Origin of the sequence: Oceanobacillus neutriphilus (assembly GCF_014645515.1) — a bacterium.
Taxonomy (GTDB): Bacteria; Bacillota; Bacilli; order Bacillales; family Amphibacillaceae; genus Oceanobacillus; species Oceanobacillus neutriphilus.
This window is the reverse complement of the sequence record NZ_BMLW01000002.1, coordinates 454,829-471,890: the sequence shown is the minus strand read 5'-3', so window position 1 is coordinate 471,890 and position 17,062 is coordinate 454,829. Positions and strand designations below refer to the sequence as shown.

Annotated in this window: 17 protein-coding genes and 1 riboswitch; of the genes, 11 read left to right on the top strand and 6 right to left on the bottom strand. The window is 38.3% G+C overall.

Annotated features, from left to right (window positions below; genetic code table 11):
• Positions 1 to 267: 267 nt before the first annotated feature.
• The 10 genes from IEX29_RS05385 to guaA all read left to right on the top strand — a co-directional run bounded on the left by IEX29_RS05385 (position 268) and on the right by guaA (position 11,005).
• The gene (locus IEX29_RS05385) at positions 268 to 1,152 is read left to right on the top strand and encodes a LysR family transcriptional regulator (protein ID WP_188733416.1); all 885 of its coding nucleotides are present in this window, start codon (positions 268 to 270) and stop codon (positions 1,150 to 1,152) included.
• 99 nt (positions 1,153 to 1,251) lie between these two features.
• On the top strand, positions 1,252 to 1,776 hold the full coding sequence (locus IEX29_RS05380; protein WP_204799019.1) for a flavodoxin: 525 nt from the start codon (positions 1,252 to 1,254) through the stop codon (positions 1,774 to 1,776).
• A gap of 39 nt (positions 1,777 to 1,815) precedes the next feature.
• Complete coding sequence (locus IEX29_RS05375; protein ID WP_188733415.1) at positions 1,816 to 2,133, top strand: carboxymuconolactone decarboxylase family protein; 318 nt, start codon at positions 1,816 to 1,818, stop codon at positions 2,131 to 2,133.
• Positions 2,134 to 2,177: 44 nt separating this feature from the next.
• Positions 2,178 to 2,903: a RibD family protein gene (locus IEX29_RS05370; RefSeq protein WP_188733414.1), complete on the top strand. Its 726-nt coding sequence runs from the start codon at positions 2,178 to 2,180 to the stop codon at positions 2,901 to 2,903.
• Positions 2,904 to 2,921: 18 nt separating this feature from the next.
• Positions 2,922 to 3,326 (top strand): cupin domain-containing protein, encoded by a 405-nt coding sequence (locus IEX29_RS05365; RefSeq protein ID WP_188733413.1) that lies wholly within the window; start codon positions 2,922 to 2,924, stop codon positions 3,324 to 3,326.
• 192 nt (positions 3,327 to 3,518) lie between these two features.
• Positions 3,519 to 4,367 carry an aldo/keto reductase gene (locus IEX29_RS05360; protein ID WP_188733412.1) on the top strand — a complete coding sequence of 283 codons (849 nt, stop codon included), beginning with the start codon at positions 3,519 to 3,521 and terminating at the stop codon, positions 4,365 to 4,367.
• 313 nt (positions 4,368 to 4,680) lie between these two features.
• Positions 4,681 to 5,646, top strand: a complete 966-nt coding sequence (locus IEX29_RS05355) for an AAA family ATPase (RefSeq protein ID WP_188733466.1) — start codon at positions 4,681 to 4,683, stop codon at positions 5,644 to 5,646.
• Positions 5,643 to 6,911: a DUF58 domain-containing protein gene (locus tag IEX29_RS05350; RefSeq protein WP_188733411.1), complete on the top strand. Its 1,269-nt coding sequence runs from the start codon at positions 5,643 to 5,645 to the stop codon at positions 6,909 to 6,911. The genes IEX29_RS05355 and IEX29_RS05350 overlap by 4 nt, the downstream gene beginning before the upstream one ends.
• On the top strand, positions 6,908 to 9,112 hold the full coding sequence (locus IEX29_RS05345; protein ID WP_188733410.1) for a transglutaminase TgpA family protein: 2,205 nt from the start codon (positions 6,908 to 6,910) through the stop codon (positions 9,110 to 9,112). The genes IEX29_RS05350 and IEX29_RS05345 overlap by 4 nt, the downstream gene beginning before the upstream one ends.
• Positions 9,113 to 9,212: 100 nt before the next feature.
• Positions 9,213 to 9,314, top strand: a riboswitch (purine riboswitch).
• 155 nt (positions 9,315 to 9,469) lie between these two features.
• Positions 9,470 to 11,005 carry a glutamine-hydrolyzing GMP synthase gene (gene guaA / locus IEX29_RS05340; protein WP_188733409.1) on the top strand — a complete coding sequence of 512 codons (1,536 nt, stop codon included), beginning with the start codon at positions 9,470 to 9,472 and terminating at the stop codon, positions 11,003 to 11,005.
• A gap of 66 nt (positions 11,006 to 11,071) precedes the next feature.
• On the opposite strand, the gene IEX29_RS05335 is transcribed toward guaA, so the two are convergent.
• The 4 genes from IEX29_RS05335 to IEX29_RS05320 all read right to left on the bottom strand — a co-directional run bounded on the left by IEX29_RS05335 (position 11,072) and on the right by IEX29_RS05320 (position 13,621).
• Complete coding sequence (locus IEX29_RS05335; RefSeq protein ID WP_077604264.1) at positions 11,072 to 12,250, bottom strand: site-specific integrase; 1,179 nt, start codon at positions 12,248 to 12,250, stop codon at positions 11,072 to 11,074.
• Positions 12,243 to 12,494, bottom strand: a complete 252-nt coding sequence (locus tag IEX29_RS05330; protein ID WP_077605157.1) for a DUF3173 domain-containing protein — start codon at positions 12,492 to 12,494, stop codon at positions 12,243 to 12,245. The genes IEX29_RS05335 and IEX29_RS05330 overlap by 8 nt, the downstream gene beginning before the upstream one ends.
• Positions 12,495 to 12,971: 477 nt before the next feature.
• Positions 12,972 to 13,202, bottom strand: coding sequence for a helix-turn-helix domain-containing protein (locus IEX29_RS05325; protein WP_077604263.1), 231 nt, complete (start codon positions 13,200 to 13,202; stop codon positions 12,972 to 12,974).
• Positions 13,199 to 13,621 (bottom strand): RNA polymerase sigma factor, encoded by a 423-nt coding sequence (locus IEX29_RS05320; RefSeq protein WP_188733408.1) that lies wholly within the window; start codon positions 13,619 to 13,621, stop codon positions 13,199 to 13,201. Before IEX29_RS05320 ends, IEX29_RS05325 begins: the two co-directional genes overlap by 4 nt.
• Before the next feature lie 586 nt (positions 13,622 to 14,207).
• Here IEX29_RS05320 and IEX29_RS05315 point away from each other — a divergent pair.
• Positions 14,208 to 14,561 (top strand): helix-turn-helix domain-containing protein, encoded by a 354-nt coding sequence (locus IEX29_RS05315; protein ID WP_077604261.1) that lies wholly within the window; start codon positions 14,208 to 14,210, stop codon positions 14,559 to 14,561.
• 437 nt (positions 14,562 to 14,998) lie between these two features.
• On the opposite strand, the gene IEX29_RS05310 is transcribed toward IEX29_RS05315, so the two are convergent.
• A complete protein-coding gene (locus tag IEX29_RS05310; RefSeq protein WP_077604260.1) occupies positions 14,999 to 15,361 on the bottom strand; it encodes a MerR family transcriptional regulator in 363 nt (120 codons plus the stop codon).
• Positions 15,362 to 15,736: 375 nt separating this feature from the next.
• The gene (locus IEX29_RS05305) at positions 15,737 to 17,062 is read right to left on the bottom strand and encodes a sensor histidine kinase (RefSeq protein ID WP_077604259.1); all 1,326 of its coding nucleotides are present in this window, start codon (positions 17,060 to 17,062) and stop codon (positions 15,737 to 15,739) included.

The following is a 17,062-nucleotide window of genomic DNA, read 5'->3' as shown; positions in this document are numbered from 1 at the left end:
TGCAGCTGGCGGAAAAGTAAATAATTCTTATTAAACAGTAAAGCATACCCTTGATGTTAGAGTTTATTTCTAAATGTTAAGGGTATTTTTAATGTAATTGGTTTCGTTTTTGACTTAGAGTTAACTATAGGCTATATAGTGAAATAAACAGTATAAATAAAAAGAGGAAGTGGAGCCCTGTAACTCCAGGAACTTTAATAATAAGAAGTAACATCCCAACACAATGTTGAACATGAAGCTGACTAAAATAACCAGGGAGTAATGACAATGGAAATAAGGATTTTAAGATATTTTTGGACGATTGCGGAAGAAGGAAGTGTTTCACGAGCTGCAGAACTTTTGCATATTACACAGCCTACACTAAGCCGCCAGTTGAAGGAATTGGAAGAGGAGCTGGGAACAGAGCTGTTCTACAGAGAGAAAAAACAATTGCATTTGACAGAAGCCGGTGTTTTCCTGAAGGATCGGGCAGAGGAAATTCTGTCTTTGACGGATAAAACAGAACAGGCATTTTTTGACCAAAAGAAGCAATTATTCAGCGGGCATATTTCTATCGGCTGTGTGGAAGCGGATAACTCAGATACCCTGGCCATGATGTTAGAAGAAATGGTCAGTGATTATCCGCAGGTAACATTTCATATTTTTAGCGGAACAAGTGATGACATTACTGAAAAACTGGATAAAGGATTGATTGACCTCGCCATTTTGCTGGAACCGATAGCATTGGATAAGTATGAACGAATGACATTGCCAAGAACAGAAAAATGGGGAGTTTTAGTTTCTAATGACTCCTTTTTAGCTCAGAAAAAGTACATGCTCCCAGAGGATTTAGCAGGAGTTCCCCTGCTTTGTTCCGGCAGAACTGAAGTACAGAAAATGATAGCTGATTGGATGGGGATTCCTGTGGAGCGCATGAATATTGCAGGCACCTTCAATTTAATTTTTAACGTCTTTTCTTTGGTGGAGAACAGAGTAGGCTCCGCTCTAGCGATAGAGGGTGCTGTTATAAATGGAAACGCAAGAAATGTAACCTTCGTCCCTTTGTCACCGGAAATGGAGACAAAATGTGTTGTTGCGTGGAAAAAGAATCGTTCCTTCTCACCGGTAGTCAATGAATTTATTCAAAGGATGAAACATGCTTTTGAAGCATAAACCTGTTTTCAGATAGGCATTAGCCGTAAGAACCAGCTCGTTGTACTATTAAAATATAGATAAAAAAATTATCTATGTTGAACGCAACGGGGTGATTCATTGCCAATTATTATCTATTTTTCTCGCAAAAATGAAAATATGCTTTATGGCGAAATTAAAAATTTGTCCAAGGGAAACACTGCAGTTGTTGCAAGTAAAATTGCAAAAGAGTTAAATATCGAAGCAGCAGAAATAATACCCGTGAAAGAGTATCCCGAAAGCTATCAGGAAGCGGTTGATGCTGCAAAGAAAGAGAAGTTAGATCAAGCAAGACCTGCATATCGCTTAACTGTCCCTAATTTATCAGACTATAACGAGATTATAATGGGGTACCCTAACTGGTGGGGAACATATCCAATGATTATCGCCAGCTTTTTAGAGGATTACGATTTAACCGGAAAGACAATATATCCCTTCTGCACACATGAAGGCAGTGCATTAGGCAGCAGCATCGATGATTTAAAGAAAAGCTGTCCTGGTGCAATCATTGAGCAGGGATTAGCGATTCACGGCTCGAAGGCAGATAGGGCAAATAAATCTGTGAAGCATTGGGTAACATGGTTAATTTTAAATAAAAACAAATGAAAACAAGCTTATTTTAACATATAAAGAGGAGGAAAAATCATGGCAAAACAAACAGCCGGACGTGATCAATTAGGAGAATTCGCGCCGAAATTTGCAGAATTAAATGATGATGTATTATTTGGAGATGTATGGTCAAGAGAAGATAAATTATCCCCCCGCGACCGCAGCATGATTACCTGCTCCAGCCTGTTAACACAAGGTGCTTTCCCGCAGTTAGAGGCACATATGAACATGGCAAAGCAGAATGGGGTCACGAAAGAAGAAATGGTGGAAGTCATTACCCATTTGGCCTTTTATACAGGGTGGCCAAAAGCCTGGTCTGCATTTAATATTGCAAAAGAAATTTATGGAGAATGATTAAATTCAGATAAAGTAAATGAAGCAGGAGGAGGAATTTCAAAATGAATAGACCTTATATCTTTTGTCATATGGAGGTATCCGTAGACGGTAAAATAATCGGGAAGTTTATGGGAACCCCGGAAGGTAAAAAAAGCGGCAAATTATTTTATAATCTGGCATTTGGAGAAAATCCGCATTACCGCCATCAGGGCTGGTTATCCGGACGTACAACAACAGACGATAATTTTACCAAATATAAAGAACCGGATTTAGATAAGAATGCAGCCCCTGTACCAGAAGGAGATTTTGTTGTAGAAACAAACCTGGATAAATATTATGTATCGGTTGATGCTTCTGGAAAATTGGGCTGGACAAGCAACGAATTAAAATATCAAGATACGACGGCGCATGTTTTGGAAGTTTTAACAGAAAAAGCAAGCAATGAATATAAAGCCATGCTCAGAAAGTTAAATATACCTTATATCATCGCTGGAAAAGATTCGCTTGATTTTCAAGTGGTCGTGCAAAAGTTAAGAGAGAAGTTTCATATTGAGACCTTGATGTTAGGTGGAGGAGGAGTTCTTAACTGGTCCTTTATCCAAGCCGGACTTTGTGATGAAGTAAGTATCGTTATCAGTCCGTCTGCAGATGGTTCCGCTGATTCACCATCACTCTTCGAAACAAAAGAAGGATTATCAGATGATACCCCGGTAAGCTTTACGTTAAAAGATGTAGAAGCAAAAGAAGACGGCTGTGTTTGGTTAAGATATCTGGTTAACAATAAATAATGGAATGGAGAGATTATAATGAGTAAAGAAAATCACGATACAATATTTCCAATTGGTGAAAAGAACGAAGCATTTGCACAATATTTTATCGGACAGAGCTATTTAAATATGCTGTCGACTACCCGTGTATCAATCGGAAATGTAACGTTTGAACCGGCTTGCCGCAATAATTGGCATATTCATCATGAAGGCGGTCAGATTCTGCTTGTAACAGCTGGTGAAGGCTACTATCAGGAATGGGGTAAACCAGCACAAAAATTAAAAGCAGGGGACGTTGTGAATATTCCACCGGAAGTGAAGCACTGGCATGGTGCAACAAAAGACAGCTGGTTCACGCATATTGCGGTGGAAGTGCCTGCAGAAGGTGCCTGGAACGAATGGTTAGAAGCGGTAAATGATGAAGAATATAATAAGCTTTCATAATAAAAAAATACTGGAATGAGAGATAAACAGAGGGTTCAGGAGCAAACGAATGAACCCTTTTTTTACTTTATTAGACTCGATTAGACCTGTTTAAGAAAGCAGCTGATTACCCTTCATCACCTCTTTCGTGTTTCAGCTCCCTCCAAGAGTGGAACAAGCATAGTAAGCAGATTAAAAAAAGGAGTGAGGATAATGAAAAAGGTCAACATTGCCGGAAGAGAAGTATTGCCAATCGGATTAGGTACCATGAATATGGGAGATAAATCTGACACATTTAATCAGGAAGTGCAGGCAATCCGTACAGGGATTGATAACGGCGTACAATTAATTGATACTGCCGAAATGTATGGCAGTGGGAATGCTGAAAAGCTGGTTGGAAGTGCTATCAAGCCTTATTCCCGTGAAGAGTTGTTTCTTATTTCGAAAGTCCTTCCTTCCAACGCGTCGAAAAAGGATCTGCCAATCAGTTTAGAGAACAGTTTAAAAAGGCTGGAAACAGACTATCTCGACTTATATTTACTTCATTGGAAGGAAGCTGTTCCATTGGAGGAGACGGTGGAAGCTTTAGAGAAAGCAAGAAATCAAGGCAAAATTAAAGCGTGGGGAGTTTCTAATTTAGATGTGGATGATCTGGAGCAGGTTATCCAATCACCCGGAGGAGAAAATTGTAAAGCGAATCAGGTTCGCTATAATGTAGCGAATAGAGGTATTGAATTTGATTTAGTGCCCCTGATGGCTAAGCATGCCATGCCAGTAATTGCTTATTCTCCGGTTGACCGCGGCGACAGCTTTGGTGCGGATTTAACAAAACAGCAGGTGCTGAAGGATATTGCAGAAAAGCATGAAGCAGATGTATTTCAAATCCTGTTAGCCTGGTCTATCCGGAATGGAAAAACAATAGCAATACCGCAATCAAGCAATCCTGATCATGTGCTAAATAATGTGAAGGCAGCGGATATTTCATTAACGGATCAGGAGTTAAAGCATATAAATGATGTGTATCCTGAGCCTGATTCCAAACAGCCCCTTACTTTATGGTAGCAGGGCGTGCAATGAAGAATTTTCATAGTATATCAGAATAGGAGCAGCTGAGGCAGAAGAACCTCTGGCTGCTTTTTATTTAGGAGTGAAGAGAGTCTATTTTAAACAAAAAAATGATAGAGTTAGCCGTTGACATGAAGTTTACTTTATAATGTAAGGTTTTATTATCGAAAAGGGAGAGGGCTGCTGAATATCTGCAGTGTAATTTGTCTATAATAAAAGATAACTAATTTATAAAGCAATTCGTTTAAATATTAGGTCTGTTATAGTAACATAAAAGGTAGAAAGGTTCAGGCAGATGAGGAGGGTGATGATGGAACAGGAGAAAGTAATAGAAAATACACAGATTCAAGAAGTCTTAAACAATGTTAATAGCGTCATTTTCGGTAAAGAGGAAATCGCAAAGCTTAGTTTAGTTGCCTTATTAACGGAAGGTCATGTCCTGCTGGAGGACGTTCCTGGTGTAGGGAAAACGATGCTTGTCCGTACATTGGCAAAATCGGTAAATTGTGATTTTACTAGAATACAATTTACACCAGACTTACTTCCGTCTGATGTGACAGGCGTTTCTATATACAACCCGAAGGAATTAGAATTTGAATTTCGCGAGGGTCCTGTCTTTGGCAATATTTTGTTGGCAGATGAAATTAACCGGACATCTCCAAAGACCCAGTCAGCACTGCTGGAGGCAATGGAGGAAAAAAGTGTCACAGTGGATGGAGAGACACGACGTTTACAGAGTCCCTTCTTTGTAATGGCAACTCAAAATCCAATTGAATATGAAGGAACCTACCCCTTGCCGGAAGCACAGCTGGACCGTTTTTTATTAAAGCTGCGCATGGGATATCCCACCTATGAGGATGAATTAGAGATGCTTGCGAGAAACACAAGCCATCATCCAATAGAAGAGATCCAGGCTGTTATGTCTCAGGAAGAGCTGCTTTTGGCGCAGGGAGAAGCAAAGGACGTTTATATGGATGAAACCATTCAGGCATATATTCTGAATATTATTACCCGCACGAGGTCACACAGCTCTATTTATTTAGGCGTGAGCCCGAGAGGATCACTTGCTTTAATGGAAGCTTCGAAAGCTTACGCATATATCGAGGGCAGGGATTATGTTATCCCAGATGATGTAAAATATTTGGCATCGTTTGTTTTATCCCACCGGATTATTCTGAAGGCAGAAGCACGTTATCAAGGAACATCCAGTGAAACATTAATCGATTCCATTATTCAGTCTGCACATATTCCGATTAAGAAAGGCATCGCAGAATGAGAAAAAATCTTCGTATCATCTTTCGCAGCATCGGCGTTTTAGCATTGATGATTATTCTTTTCTGTTATGCCATGTTCCAAGGAGGTTTTGTAAGCTGGTTTTTATTTTACGGTTTTCTTCCGATTGGAATATATCAGCTTCTGTTTGCCTGCTACCCATTGCGGACATGGCAGGTTTACCGGGAAATTGAACAGCCGGTCCGTCAGGCTGGAGATGAAATAGTAGTGAAGGTGCATATGAAGCGGAGGCTTCCTTTTCCTTTATTGTATTGTACCTTCGAAGAGAAATTTCCGCAGTCGTTAATGAAGGAAGATACGAAGAAAGCGAAATATCTTACCTCCCAAACGTCCGGAAAAATGACAGTTACCCGCAGGCTGATACGCATGTTATTTCCTCTATTCCGCAGAAACTTCACATTCAGCTACGTATTACAATCCTTACCGCGCGGAGAGCATACATTGGAGAAAGTAACAATTCAAACAGGAGAAATATTTGGTTTTATTAAAAAAAGCTATGATTTTAAGGTCCAAAATACATTTGTCGTCTATCCGTATGTACACGACATCCGTTTAATGAGTGATATGGCAAGCTATGAACAGGGCGGGGTGATATCTAATCAGCTGCAGCAGACCAATACAACCGTTGCTTCAGGAAGCAGAGAATATGCCCCGGGTGACCGCTTTACATGGATCGACTGGAAACAGACAGCCAGAAAACAAACAATGATGACAAAGGAATTTGACAGAGAGAAAAGCACAGATATTTTGCTGATTCATGATAATTATAAGCATGCGAAGGAAAATCAACTGCTCTATGAAGCTTCGATTGAAATGAGTTTATCACTTATGGAAAAGCTGGAAAAGAAAGACTATGAAACAAGCTTTCTTTCTATTGGTGAAAGAGGGCATTTATTTGAGCTGGGGCATAATCAACATCAAAAATCATTCATGAAAAACTATCTTCTGACAGTCAAACAGGAAGAAAAAGAAGCTTTTTCGATACGATTCCGCGAAGAAATGTCTCATTTAAATAAAGTCGATAGTATTTTTATGGTTTTAACATCCATGGATCCTTTTCTGGCAGAAGCCATTTTAGAAATAAGACAGCGTATCAAGCATCTTGCCGTTATTTATATCCATCCGGAAAAGCTGTTATCCGGAGAAGAAAAGCATATGTTGGAGCCGCTCCGTTTTTCAGGGGTTGCTGTACAGGCATTAAGCCTGGAGCAGCTGGCAACGGACCCTGTTGAGGTGAATTTCAGATGAAGAAGAGCCAGAAACAAGTAAAGACGCTGCATACACTGCTACTATATCTTGCCGGATTTTGCCTTTTCCTGGAATGGCTCTATCCACTTGGTGATATTTCTGATACAAGCATTGGAGTATTTGTTTTATTTGCACTGTATTGCTTTTTTATTTCCTACTTTCAATTGCACTGGCTGATCAGTATACCCATAAAAGGGTTTGGCTTGCTTTTTATTACCCATCTGCTTTACTTTGAAACAAGCTTTTTAGATGTTAACTGGATGAGAGAAGCGCTGCAGGAAATGACTTATAATATAGGATTGATGTTCACTGGAGAATGGTATATGCTCACTACCTTTTTCAGAAGCGTCCTATTTCTGCTTCTTATTTGGCTGATGAGCTACCTGCTCTATTACTGGTTTGTCAGAATGAAAAATATTATTCTATTTATTCTTTTGACATTCATCTATATAGGAATTCTCGATACATTTACGGTATATGAAGGCTCCATTGCAATTGTACGTATTTTTATTATTTCCTTTATTGCGCTGGGGATGTCCAGCTTGAGCAAAGAAATCGAAAACAAGGATATTTCTATCTCGGTCGGGCAAAGGCTGAAATATTGGCTGCTGCCGCTAGTTTTATTCGTTGCCGTTGTTACCTTTATTGGTTATCAGGCACCGAAAGCTGATCCGCAATGGCCGGACCCGCTGCCCTTCTTAGAAGGAACTGCAGGCAGTTTTGGGAATGGCAGTTTCGGAACCGGACGGGTCGGATATGGTGAGGATGACTCACGGCTGGGAGGCTCCTTTTCCCAGGATGATACGGTTTTATTCGAAGCAGTGGTCGAGGAAGATCATTATTGGCGGATAGAAACAAAGGATGTATACACAGGAAAAGGATGGGAGGTATCTCAGGAGAGAAACCTTCTTGACCAGATTGATGGCCAAATTTCATTATCAACCTTCCGAAACAATGTGGAAACAGAATCATTAGAAGCAGCCATCCGCTTTACCGGAAGCAGCCGGTTGCCCAAGCTGGTCTATCCTTACGGTGTTTCTTCCATGACAACAGATGAGAACGTGGATTTCCAGCTTGATGAAAGCTTGGAATCCATAGAAACGACGCTAAATGGAGAAGAAAGAGTTCTGGATTCTTATGAAGTATCCTACGAGAATCCATCCTTTGATATTGATGCACTTCGAGATAATTCCGAACAGGATTCGGAATCAATTCAGGATCGTTACACACAGCTGCCTGAGAATCTCCCGGCCAGAGTTGGCGATTTAGCAGAAGAAATAACTGCCGGGCATGAGACAAGATATGATAAAGCAAGGGCTGTCGAGCGTTATTTCAGTACAAACGGCTTTGAATACCAGACAACAAATATTCCACGGCCAAGAGAAGAAGAGGACTATGTTGACCAATTTTTATTTGAGACGCAGATTGGCTATTGTGACAACTTCTCCACCGCAATGGTTGTTATGCTCCGATCAGAAGGTATACCAGCCAGGTGGGCGAAAGGATTTACAAGCGGCGAACGGATTGATTCCAACTTAGAAGAGGAAAACCATGTAAATCAAATTACCAATAGCAATGCCCACTCCTGGGTGGAAGTATATTTTCCCGGGATTGGCTGGGTGCCATTTGAACCGACACAGGGTTTTACAAATATGGCTGATTTCGATGCAAATGTAGAGGAAAATAATTCCCCTGTCAGCGAAGAAGAAGTTCCGCTGGAAGCACCGGATGTGGAACAGGATGAAGGACCCGAAGGAGAAGAAGAGGAGACAGACCAGCCAGTGGAACAGGATGAAGACACTGCTGTATCTGATGAAGAGACAGGTATTTCTGCAAAAACCATCTATGTTTTTATTGGAATAGGAATAATTCTCCTGCTTGCTGGATTTATTGCTTATAAGAAAAGAAGACAGATACGCATCTATTTCATCCAACGAAAGCTGGAGCAGCATTTTGATGATGCAGCCTTCCAGGAAGCTTATCTCTACTTATTAAAGCTTGCGGATAAACAAGGATATCAGCGGGGCAGTGATGAAACCCTGAGAGAATTCTCTCAAAGAATAGATAACGACTTTCACACGAGGGAAATGAGTAAACTGACCGGGGTTTATGAGCGGATGATTTACAGTAAGCGGTTAAAAGGTGAAAAAGAAGAGATAATTCAATTATGGAAAAATTTAATCAATCAAATAATGGCTTGACCCGGGAAGAATCAATTAGTAGAATGAAAAAGGAAATAGTGTAGAAAAGATTAAAATCTGCACATAAAATAGATGCTTATTAACATCTATGCAATATAATTATTCGTTTGAATATGCCTTTCGTATATCCTCGAAAATAAGGTTCGAAAGTTTCTACCGAGTCACCGTAAATGATTCGACTATGAAGGCAGAAGAAGGTTCGTTTATGCTATCCGGATTCTGCCTTTCTATATTTTTTTGTGCGTCAGCTGCAGAAAATAGAAAGGTGAAATCCGGTTTTTTATAGGTGAAACAGAGGCAAAAGAACGTATAGTTCATAAGTTATCCTTTAGAAAAGATACAGATTGGAGTCTAGTTATGAAAAATAATGAATTAGTACTGGTGTTAGATTTTGGCAGTCAATATAACCAATTAATCACTCGCCGCATCCGTGAATTTGGTGTGTATAGTGAGCTTCATTCACATAAACTTACCGCTGCAGAGATTAAAGAAATGAATCCAAAAGGAATCATTCTTTCCGGCGGACCGCACAGTGTTTATGGTGAAGACAGCTTCCGTTGCGATGAGGAAATCTTCGAACTTGGCATTCCTGTCCTTGGCATTTGCTACGGCATGCAGTTAATGTCCCTGCATTTTGGCGGAAAAGTAGAAGCATCGAAAAACCGTGAATATGGAAAAGCATTAATTGAATTAAATGAGAGCCCGGCTTTATTTAAAGATACACCGACAAAGCAGACAGTATGGATGAGCCATGGCGATAAAGTAACAGCAGCACCGCCTTCATTCATCGTAGATGCAACAAGCCCGTCTACACCGGTTGCAGCAATCAGTGACCAGGATAAAAAGATGTATGGTGTGCAATTTCATCCGGAAGTACGTCATTCCGAGTACGGAAATGATTTATTAAACAGCTTCGTCTTCGATGTATGTAAATGTACAGGTGACTGGACTATTGCTAACTTTATCGAAATGGAAACAGAAAAAATCAAAGAAACTGTCGGCGACCGTAAAGTACTTTGCGCATTAAGCGGCGGCGTAGACTCCTCTGTTGTTGCAGCTTTAATCCATAAAGCAATCGGCGATCAGCTCACTTGTATCTTTGTTGACCATGGTCTGCTTCGTAAAAATGAAGCAGATGACGTGATGGATGTCTTTGCAGAAGACTTCCAGATGAACATTATCAAGGTTGATGCAAAGGATCGTTTCTTATCTAAATTAGCAGGCGTTTCTGATCCAGAGAAAAAACGTAAAATCATCGGAAATGAATTCATCTATGTATTTGATGATGAAGCAGCTAAATTAAAGGATATTGACTTCCTGGCACAAGGAACGCTTTACACAGACGTGATTGAAAGTGGTACGGATACAGCACAAACCATCAAATCGCATCACAATGTAGGCGGCCTGCCGGAGGATATGCAATTTGAATTAATCGAGCCATTAAATACATTATTTAAAGATGAAGTACGTGAATTAGGTTCACAATTAGGAATCCCTGACCGCATCGTTTGGCGTCAGCCATTCCCAGGACCAGGACTTGCTATCCGTATTCTGGGTGAAGTAACTGAAGAGCATCTGGAAATCGTTCGTGAATCTGATGCAATCCTGCGTGAAGAAATTGCTAAAGCAGGTCTTGACCGCGATATCTGGCAATACTTCACAGTCCTTCCAAACATCAAGAGTGTTGGTGTCATGGGAGATGCTCGTACGTATGCTCATACCATCGGAATTCGTGCGGTAACTTCGATTGATGGAATGACTTCGGATTGGGCGAGAATTCCTTGGGATGTGCTTGAGACGATTTCTACTCGGTTGGTGAATGATGTGGATAATATTAACAGAGTTGTGTATGATGTTACTTCTAAGCCGCCGGCAACGATCGAGTGGGAGTAGTAACAGGTGCCCTAAAAGCCTTGGTAAAACAGGGTTTTTAGGGCTTTTATATTTTTCATGGCACAGTTATGGCACACTTTGATAAGTGGTGTTCATATATTGGTTGCTGCTGTAATGTTCAATTTGTGTATCATCGCTTGTTTTTAACTGAATAAAACTACTTAATCTATCGGCAACTTGAAAATTACTGTTTGGATAAAGGTGCCCATAAGTGCCTAAAGTTGTTTGTACATCTTCATGTCCAAGTCTATCTTTAATCACTAAAGGGTTTTCTCCCATACTAATTAACAAGGAAGCATGAGAATGTCTAAGTCCATGAATTTTGATTCGATGGATGTTTGCAGCTTTGGCAAAGCGAGTAATCGCATAGGATATAGTATGTTTTTGAGTTGGAATGCCATTATACGATAAAATAAAATTGGTCTTACATTGTTTCTGCTGGATTTCTTTCCAATTTTGTAATAAATGCAGTGTATCAGAATCTAAAGCAATCAAACGAATACTTGCTTTTGTTTTAGGTTCTGTAAAACTGTAATTGGATGCATTCTTATAATATAGCGTTTTAGAAATGTTTAGCGTTCCTTCCTCAAAATCTACATCCTCCCATTGTAATGCAGAAGCCTCACCAATACGCATACCTGTCATGAATAAAAGCCAGATAATAATAAATTGAAAATGTTGAAAGTAATCACCAAGATATATTTTGGAAATAACAGTTTCAAATTCTTCCTTTGTCCAAAAATCAATTTTAGTTTTAATCTTTTTGACATTTCCAATTATTTTTGATGGATTTTCTTTCATCAATCCTAAAATAATCGCTCTATCAAAAGCTAAGGATAATAACCCTTGTATGCCTCGAACGTATTGACTAGAATATTTTTCAGTAGCCTTTAATTGCCATTGTTGAAGTATTAATGGTGTGATGTCCGAAAGACTAACTTTGTAAAAATAGGTGAAGTGTTTATCGATTGTATGCTGCCTATTTTCAAAAGTGCTTTCTTTCACTTGATTCTTATACCAAGGTACGAAAAATTCCTCGGTAAACTTTTCAAAAGTCATGCTACTGTTCGGGTTATAAGCACCTTCACTATTGTCTAAAATAAGTTTAGCATAAGCAGATTCCGCTTCAGCTTTGGTTTTAAACCCGCTCATTCTTTTTTGAATTCTTTTTCCTGTAACTGGATCTGTTCCTAAACTTACCCTAAATTCATACGTTCCATTAGCTTTTTTCTTTACTTTAATCATTTGAATTCCTTTCCTTGATTAAAGCAGCCTCACTGGAACCACATGATTTTAATAAATCTTCTTGATTAAGAGTTATTCCCAATATTTCCTCTACAGCTTCCACAGGTACTCGACCCAGTTTTTTCGTGTTATAAAAGCTGTATCCCTTCTGCACCATTAGACATTTAGCCTGACGGATAATGTCACGAGAGAAGGAAGGACCATAACCTAAAGCTATTAAGTCTTTGCGGGTTATAGTAATGATCATATTACTCCTTTCCCGGTCGAGCCAATACAATATATATTTATTATATCATCCTTTTTAATATTTTTTGATAGAGAGAACTTGAAAAATCAGATGGCTGCTGGTTACAGCTCCACGAGAATTTTACTCCTGCAAGTATTTCTTCCAGCCCTATTCATTGCTTGCGACGCTTTAAACGCTCGAACCATGACGATAGGGGAGTATCATTATCCTAGCTGATGGGTTATCGCCAGTAATCCACCACGATTACATGAGACAAAGTATGTATCGCTCGTTCCATTTTTGGAAGTCTTGGCGTACTAATCAGAAAGCTAGCCATCAGTAGAATGTATCTGATTTTAGTTATTTAATTTTCAAAGAACATTGGCTTATCAGCCTATCGAAATATACTGGAAACAAGTATGCTTTGATAGAATGGTAAACCTCTAGTCAGGAAGCGTGTAACGCTCCAACACGCTTCCAAAGCTGGTAACGTAATTATTTGATTTCAAAGGACAAAATTTTGGTGATCAATCGAGTTTGCATTTGATCTCGCAGCACTTCGTCAACGATCATATATTGATTCCCATACTCATCTTTCATTGGGCGGAGGGAGCGTTTTGTGATATAACCTCGATAGTGTTTGATAATGTAGTTAATTGCTTCTGTATCACCGTCCGCAGCCTGTACAATAAGAGAAAAGGGAACCGTAGGATAGGTTGATTTCATTCGGCATGCTCCTTCATATATTTTTTAATAAAGGCTAGTCCACTAGTTCGGTGACGGTAAACTGTTGAACGATTTACTTTTAATAATGTTGCAATTTCCGAATCGCTCATATCTAAAAAGTAATACAGTAAAATGATGTTCCGTTTTTTATTTGTTAGATTCCGTAAGGCTTCACTTAACAAATCACTTTCCACACCAATTCTCAAACCATATAATGTGAACATTTGTAAATCAGTAGCATAGTGATCGACAGTAGAGAACTGATTGATAAGATAATCTCCTGTATCAGAGAAGGAAACTTCTTGTTTTGAAATTCTTGATAGATGTCTGAAATAATCTATGCGTTCATCTTCCATCCCACGTTTACAGAGATAATCAAACTGATTTTCTATGGTTGTTTGAAAAGAAGATGGATTCATTTTATCACCCCCTTTCGTGGTATGAAAGGAAGCGAGCATAGCTCTTTTTTCTCCCTTTGTACTAAGTCCCGACACGAAAGGGCGATTTGTTGCATTTCTGGTAAAAAAACTTTTAAAAAAGTTTTCAGCAAACAAAAAAACACATAAACAGATGGTTTAATCTGTACATGTGTTTTATTAATTCTCTCTATATGTCCTAAAAAACCACATTTAAGGATATTATTATCCAATATGGATGGATAATCTTTTTTGATAAGATTTCAAAAAGCAAATATTGTTGTTTAACAATATATTGCATGACGACTACCTCCTAAAAGCCGCCATCTCATTGAAAAAAGATTCTTATACTAGCTACCAATTCTGTCCAAAAAGAGAGACGACAGCTATTTAACCGTCGTCTGGGAAATAGAATATACTTTTAAGGCATGAAAAGGGTACTGCCAGATAACGGTTTTTTTTTATTGTTATCTGCCAGTAACTTTTCTTTGAAAATATTTATAATATGAACTGATTAACCATATAATACGTTTTTCTATACCTGTTTCCGTCTAAATAGGAACAGTAAAATGTATAGAGGTGGTTTATCATGCGTAAAAAAGAAGATAAATATGATTTTAAAAAATTTGGACTCGCGATAAAAGAAGCCCGTATAAAACAAAATTTAACTAGGGAACAGGTGGGATCATTGATAGAGATTGACCCACGTTATTTAACGAATATTGAGAATAAGGGACAGCACCCAAGTTTACAGGTGCTTTATGATCTTGTCTCGCTACTCAATGTATCTGTTGATGAATTTTTCTTACCCGATATGAATACAGTTAAAAGTTCCAGACGTAGATGGATAGAAAAACAGATGGACAATTTTACAGAAAAAGAATTAATATTATTGGAATCTTTAGCAAATGGTATTAAGAAATCTATAGAGATGAAGAAGTAATTGTTTCTTCATCTCTATAGATTTCTTTTTTTTGTCTGTATGAACAGAAACAATAATGAATCATACCATACAGTACTTGCTTGATAAACTAATTTGTAAAAGTAAAATCATTATGCTTTGAGAAATTTGATAATTTCATTGAAAGCTAAATCCATTCTTCCAACTTGGTAATGTTGTTCTCCATCTGTTTCCTTTGTAAATAGTTTCGTTTCAATCTTCTTGGAATTCACCAAACCTTTCTGTATAGTGGATAGACGCTTATAAGGTACGTATTGATCTTCTTTACAGTCAAAAGCAAACAGTCATAGTTTACTCCACTAAACAACGGTTTATAGGTCGTTTTGTTTTACCAAAGTAACTAATCTAGGTTATGTTCATATACCCAAAATGGTAAATTAAAACTTCACTAATTTTTCATTCAGATGAGATTATTACAATTATTTCTTTCGCAAATACCTTATGTTGTAATTTTGAAGTAACTTAATATTTTTTATAAGATTTTCCTCAGAGAACTCTAGGTCTAAATAAAATAATACATTTTCTAGATCAGTAATCATTCGAGTCATGTCATTTTTAATTAGAGTTAATGAAGGTTGCTGTTCTATTAAATCTTTTAGTTTATAACCAGTCATTTTTGCAGCAAGAATTTGAACAATGTTTTCTAGGTCTGACTTTGACAAAACCAGTTGACCTTTATCATTCTTTGTTGCCTTCAATAAGTCTAAATTGGCGTAGTAACGTATAGAGCGTTCCGTTAATCCTGTCATTTTAAAAACTTCTCCTGTTGTAAACAGTATCATTCACCCCCCTTATCACAAGGGTAGAGTATAACGCTGCGTTAAAGTCAATTGTAAAAAAGCAATCTAATTAATCCCGTAAATTAGTTACCTTCATTTTCTCTCCTATATTTAGGCAAGAAATTTACTATATAAATAACGGGTATTCGGATTTTAGTGTGGAAAACTCATTTTACCTAATAAATGTTCACATAGCATTAATTCGGATTATCGTGTAGAAGAACATAACAGCCCAAAGGATGATTCTATTAATAAATAATTTGGTAACAGTTTTGAGGGACTATTTGATTAATCTTTTTTCAAGATTAGGCTCTAACTTAAACTGAAACTAGCTTGTTAAGGTTTATTTTAGTTAACTTTATTTTAAGATAAGGGTTATCAAGCATTAGAACAGTGAGCTGGTATACAACCTTTTATCAGTGCACCACCTTCTGAATGGTTATCTACGACAAGGTCACCCCCGTGTTGTCTAACGACCCTTCTTGCAATAGTCAACCCTAACCCGACCCCTCCGGTTGAACGATTTCGTGATGCTTCACCACGATATAGTGGATCAAAAACACGGTGAATCTCTTCTGAAGAGAAACCTTTCCCTGTATCTTGAACAGTAAAGACCACTCTGTTACCGTCCTTATAGCATTGTATAAAAATTTTACCAGAGTGTGGTGTATGTCTGACAGCATTATCCAATAAGTTATTTATGGCACGCTCTAATAAATACGAATCGCCCATGATCATACAATCGTCCCCAAAATAGTTTGCGATAAAAGAGATGTTGTTTTGCTTAGCTAGTGGATTCAGGCTATCAATCGACTTCTTTAATAAAATCGGAAGATTAACCGTGTTTTTTTTGAGTTCCATCTCCAAATATTCCGTCTTTGTAAATGTAAAAAGATCCTCTACAAGACGGGCCAATTGTGCTGACTTTTCCTTACAAACCGCCAGATACTTTGCTTGTTTATCCGGTGAATCAGCAATTCCTTTTTCCAGACCATCCAAATAACCTCGTAAGGCGAATAATGGTGTCCGTAAATCGTGGGCGACTGCAGCAATGATAAATCGGCGTTCTCCCTCCAATTCCACTTGTTTTTGCATGGATTCTTGGAGACTATCTGTCATTATTTGAATTCCGCCATGAACTTCCGTAATTTCTTTGATCGGGGACTCAGGTAATTGGACGTCCAAATCTCCTTCCGCGACTTGTCGGACTGCCAAGCTCATTTTCTCAAGTGGGGTGAGAATAAACCTTCTCATGACATAACCGATGATAAAAAAAGCTAACAATAATCCTGTAAATGCTACAATCATCTGAACCCCTCTTGAATTTGGCTGAAAAATCATTACTCTTCCAACTATGCGACCATCTTTCATAATTGAAAACTGTTCTGCTCGCGTAAATGAGTGAACTTTCTTAGGGGAAAATTGGAAAATCTCTTGATTTGATTCGGTTAAAATTTTTACACCCATATCCTCTGCTTGTAACTTTCCTCTTAAATTTTCTTGCCATTGGGGGTCAGACCATTTTTCTGTATTTGTTTCAATGAGGTGGCTCATTTTATTTAAATCTTCCTTCTCAGCTTCATTCGTATCGAAACTAAGTGATTTTGTTGTTAATAAGTGGGCTGTTACGTAAAATACCCATGGCAACATCAAGATTAAAAGCAAACTAAATATAGATAATGTACGAATACGAATTGATCTCAT